Here is a 4,807-nt window from a genome sequence, read left to right on the forward strand (position 1 = left end):
TGGACTAGCTCCGATGATTTGATAATCCCCAAAATCATAGAAATAAAGGTAATTAGAAGGATTAGTCACGCGGAGATTTCTGTAGAAGTCAAATGGATTTCCAGTAACTTCTGCTGAGAAGCGCTGGCTGAGTACACATTGGAACATATCTCCGTTACGAATCAAGTCACGAGCGGTTTCCACCATTTCCTCAAACTTCTGAGGAGCGATATGCGGTTTGAAGTCTAACGGAGATAGATCCAAGTCTTCAAATTCATTTGGAGCAGGAATGCGTAATTCCTCAAGCACTTGGTTCAAGGCTTCTTCCAAGTCTTCTTGACTGCGCTCGCTATAAAGAGCATCCTCGATGACATGGATTTTTTCCTTCTTGTGGTCAAAGACCATGTAACTCTCATAGACAAAGAAATGCATGTCTGGTGTCCCAATTGTATCCTCAGGGATTTGACCAATTTCTTCATAAAACGAAATCATATCGTAACCAACAAAACCAATTGCCCCACCACCAAAAGGTAGATCTGAATGGTGCTGTCTCTTATGAGTCACTTCATAAAGAAAATCCAAGGGATCACGATCAATCACTTGACCATTTTGATAAAGAACTCCATTTTCAAACTTAATCTCAAAAACTGGATTATAGGCTAGGATAGAAAAACGAGCTGTTTCCTTGTCTCTCGGAATACTTTCTAAAATAACCTTGTGTTGCCCCTTTAGACGCATATAAGCCAAGATTGGTGATAAGACATCTCCATGAATGATTCGTTCCATTGTAATTTCCCTTTCGATTCTTTTCTTTATAGACTTTTAGTGTTAATTTATTATTTTTTTCTATTTCCCTTAAATAGTGCGGACGGGAGGTAAAATTATCCAGTGGATGATTTTAGCAATCCAGGAAATGAAAGACCTAATTTTTGAGCTCCTCGCTCATTCATTTCTAGGCTCAGGCTAAAATAGTTCCCCGAACTATTTTACTCTCAAAAATTCCATCCTATAGAAGCATATTTGCTTCCATAGGATACCACTATGCGGGAAATATCTTTTAAAAGCTCACTTCGTTCGCAAATTTTTTGTAGCAATCTATTTAATAATGAGCAATAATTTAAAACTAAACAGCTGAACCTATAATAAACATATAAAAGTCCTCACGCAAAACAACTTGCGTGAGGACGAAATTCGCGGTGCCACCTCAATTATAGGATTTCTCCTATCTCTCATTCCTGTCTCAGAAACCTCCTGTAACAGGCTGTGCGATAAAGGGCACTCCCTTGAGAATTATGTTTTCTTCTCTTGTTTCAGATGGACCCAACCTTACAGCTTTCTCTGCTTGTTTCCAGCAACCACAAGCTCTCTGTGAGAGAAAAGACTGTAATTTTCCATCTTTTATTTTTTAGCTTCTAAGTAGTCTGCAATCGCAGCTACGTCCTTGTCTCCACGACCAGAGACATTGATGATGAGAGGTTCATCTCGGTACACCTTTATACTCTTCGAAAATCTCTTCAAACCGCGTCAACGTCGCCTTGCCGTATGTATGGTTACTGACTTCGTCAGTTCTATCCACAACCTCAAAACAGTGTTTTGAGCAGCCTGCGGCTAGTTTCCTAGTTTGCTCTTTGATTTTCATTAAGTATTACTAGCTTTTTTCCTTGATAGTTGGAATATTTCCACTTTCTATCGCTATCATGTTACGAAAAAAGCCCACACACAGAATATACTTCCATGTGAGGGCGTTGGTAACGCGGTGCCACCTCAATTATAAAGGGACTATCCCCTTTACATCTCTGCCTTGTCTAACAACAAGTTGCACTATAAGGTGTGCGCACCGAATTTTCATTGTTTCAAATTCATTTTTAAAATCAGCCCACTTTCACTACTTCCAACCACCTGTTCACAATCACCACAGGCTCCCTGAAGATCAAAAATAGTTACTTTTCTGATTTGTTGAACTTATTTTAATACTTTGTTTTTTCTTTGTCAAGACTTTTTTACAATTTTTTTGAAAGATGTGTGATTCGAATGTGATAATGTCTTTAGTAAATCGAACGTGAAAATGTCCCACTTGTTAGAAATTGGATCCAACTCAATAGAAACTGAATAGATGCTAAACAGAACTTACTTTAGAACACTCCATCTTTTCCATTAGGATTTTCAAGAATTAAACAATACTAGAAACTCTGTCTCCTAACAAGTTTAGTAGAAACTTCAACAGATGTGACACTTTCCCCCTTTATAATTGCTAATACCCCTTCAATCATTTCTTGAGCTAATTTAACATAATTAGGAGAAATTGTAGATAAAGCAGGAGTGTAATACTGTGAAATTGGAATATTATCAAATCCAACAACGGATATATTATCCGGAATCGCTATTCCTTTTTCGTAACACGCACGAATTAGTCCCTGAACTTTTTCATCGCCTGAAACAAATATAATATCTGGATAATTTCCAAAAGACAAATCATTCACAGCAAAGGAATAAACTGACTCTATTGTAGTTAAACCATAAACTACCTTCAAATCCATAGAATAATTATTATCCTTTAAAAAAGTTCTCACTCCTCTCTCTCGATCCTTATTTACATAAGACTCACCTCCCATAAGTAACCACATATCTTTAAAATTCTTTTCCAAAACTACTTTCATCATATCATAAGTAGCTTGAAAGTTATTGTTAGATACGTAAACTACTCCAGGTGTTTGAGACTCTCCAAAGACAATGAAAGGCATATTATTTTTCTTTAAATATTGGATTCGAATATCATTCTCCCCCTCATAAAAGACAATCACTCCATCTACAAGGCTACCAATACTTGAAATAATTGAATTACTAATCGAATCTTCCTCTCCAAAATATTCAACAATAGCATTTACTCCAAATTGTCTACAAGTTTGTAAAACTTTATCTAAAAGTGTTTGAAACCAGATTAAAGGAAAAGAATCAATCTTCTTCACAGATATTAAAATATTCGTGGTTTCTTTCTTCGTTAAATTCTGAGCATAGGCATTTGGAATATAGGATAACTCATCGATGACTTTTTTATGGCATTATAAGTCTCAGGTTTTACTCTATTCCCTCCATTTATTACACGTGAAACTGTCTTTGGAGAAAAACCAGACAAACGTGCAATATCATATATCGTTACCTTTTTCCCTTTTTCCATTAAAATACTCCTGTCATAAACCTTCACTATAACTATACAATATTTAAATTATTTTAACAAGAAAATTACATTCTAATCTTTTAATCTAGTTTACATCTGGAGGAAATACTTCACTAAATCTACATTAACTTTCAGTACTAGTAACATAAATTTTACAATTCAATTCACTGTTTTGTACTATTTTGTAAACTGCATTACAAATCACCGGATAAGAAAATACACTACCTGAAAATTCCAAGGAATCATTTTCAGTAAATCCTTCTGTATTTAGAAATGTATTCATTATCTGTTCAATATAACACTCTAATATGGGAACAGCTTTCTCCTTAACAATAACATTTCTAAGCATTTCTTCAAATGGTAAATGACAAGCGAACACCATCTCACAAACATCATAAAATGAATGGAAGTGGTATACCTGTATGAGATTATAGTCATCAAAATAAGTTATTTTTCCTGCATCAAAATCCACTTTATATACTCTCAAATTAGTTAGATCCTTTTCTTCAAAAATTATTATGGACACCTCTAAAAACTACCGATTTTCTATTTTTATTGCTCAGAAAACGTTGATACATCAATGTTTAAAAGTATTGAAATTGAGTTTTTAGATGTGCCCTTATATTTCTTATTATTTAAAGAAAACAAAAGGACTAGAATAATCCGTCCCTTTGTTTATCCCTAGATTAGCTGATTTCCTCAACATAAATCACACCAACAATATTAGCAATTTCTTCCATTAGTTTAAGGTGCTCAAATCTACCTGATAATTCCAGAGTAATAAATGACGCGATTTTTTTGTCTGGAACATCAAAATATTCAATTCTTTCTGAATTAACATCTCCAAATGCAGTTCTAGAATCAGTCATTCTAATGCCATTCTCAGCACAGTATACTAGTACCCGATTATATGCCTCTGTAGATCTAACAACGATATACAATTCGATTATCTTTGAACGACTTTGAAGATATTTTTTTAAAGGTTGGAACATAGTTATAACACTCCAAACAGACATTGCTCCTAGTATGGCTCCTTCATAAAAACCAACACCAATAGCTAGACCGATTCCAGCTGAAGCCCATATTCCGGCTGCAGTTGTTAAACCAGTTATTTTCTTTTTATCTGTAATAAGTATTGTTCCAGCCCCAAGAAAACCAACACCTGATATAACCTGCGCACCTAAGCGTGTAGGATCTCCTGTACCAAATTTATAAGATACATACTCATTAGTCATCATAATTAAACATGCAGCCAGACAAACAATACTATGTGTACGAATACCTGCTGGTTGAGATTTACTTCCTCTCTCTAAACCAATTACACCACCAATAACTAATGAAAGTACAATTCTTAATACAATTTCGATATATGATAGTCCTAAGCTTGTTGCTTGCATTATTATTTCCTTTTTCTACTAACTGGTCTCTGAGTAAAGTATAAAACAGAACCAGAAATTATCATTAATACAATAGTATAAACGAATACAAGTGCTTGAGCATTTGAAGTTGCTGTTTCATCACCTGCTGAACGAATAGTTATACCCAGTGGTTGAGCTAATGGATGGTAAAGAAATACAGATAAGTCGAAGTCAGTTAATAAAGAGTTAAAGTTTTAAGCAATAACAGAGAGAACAACCGGTAAAATAAATGGAA

General features: G+C 34.7%; 4 protein-coding genes, 2 pseudogenes and 1 other annotated feature. All 6 genes and pseudogenes read right to left on the minus strand.

The features are described 5' to 3' along the window. The coding region (locus tag SMIDD26_RS07920) for a chorismate-binding protein (RefSeq protein ID WP_246746993.1) at positions 1-765 on the minus strand (765 nt) is incomplete at its 3' end. 691 nt (positions 766-1,456) lie between these two features. Further along, complete coding sequence (locus SMIDD26_RS13185; RefSeq protein WP_000693075.1) at positions 1,457-1,618, minus strand: hypothetical protein; 162 nt, start codon at positions 1,616-1,618, stop codon at positions 1,457-1,459. A 96-nt stretch (positions 1,619-1,714) separates the two neighbouring features. Further along, positions 1,715-1,945, minus strand: a binding site (T-box leader). Positions 1,946-2,159: 214 nt separating this feature from the next. Then, a pseudogene (locus SMIDD26_RS07935) lies at positions 2,160-3,154 on the minus strand (LacI family DNA-binding transcriptional regulator). Positions 3,155-3,278: 124 nt separating this feature from the next. After that, a complete protein-coding gene (locus tag SMIDD26_RS07940; RefSeq protein ID WP_009014333.1) occupies positions 3,279-3,641 on the minus strand; it encodes a hypothetical protein in 363 nt (120 codons plus the stop codon). A 199-nt stretch (positions 3,642-3,840) separates the two neighbouring features. After that, positions 3,841-4,551 carry an MgtC/SapB family protein gene (locus tag SMIDD26_RS07945; RefSeq protein WP_001149044.1) on the minus strand — a complete coding sequence of 237 codons (711 nt, stop codon included), beginning with the start codon at positions 4,549-4,551 and terminating at the stop codon, positions 3,841-3,843. A gap of 2 nt (positions 4,552-4,553) precedes the next feature. Next, positions 4,554-4,807, minus strand: a pseudogene (locus tag SMIDD26_RS11805) (iron ABC transporter permease); the annotation flags it as partial.

Source organism: Streptococcus mitis (assembly GCF_001579035.1).
Lineage (GTDB): Bacteria > Bacillota > Bacilli > Lactobacillales > Streptococcaceae > Streptococcus > Streptococcus mitis_J.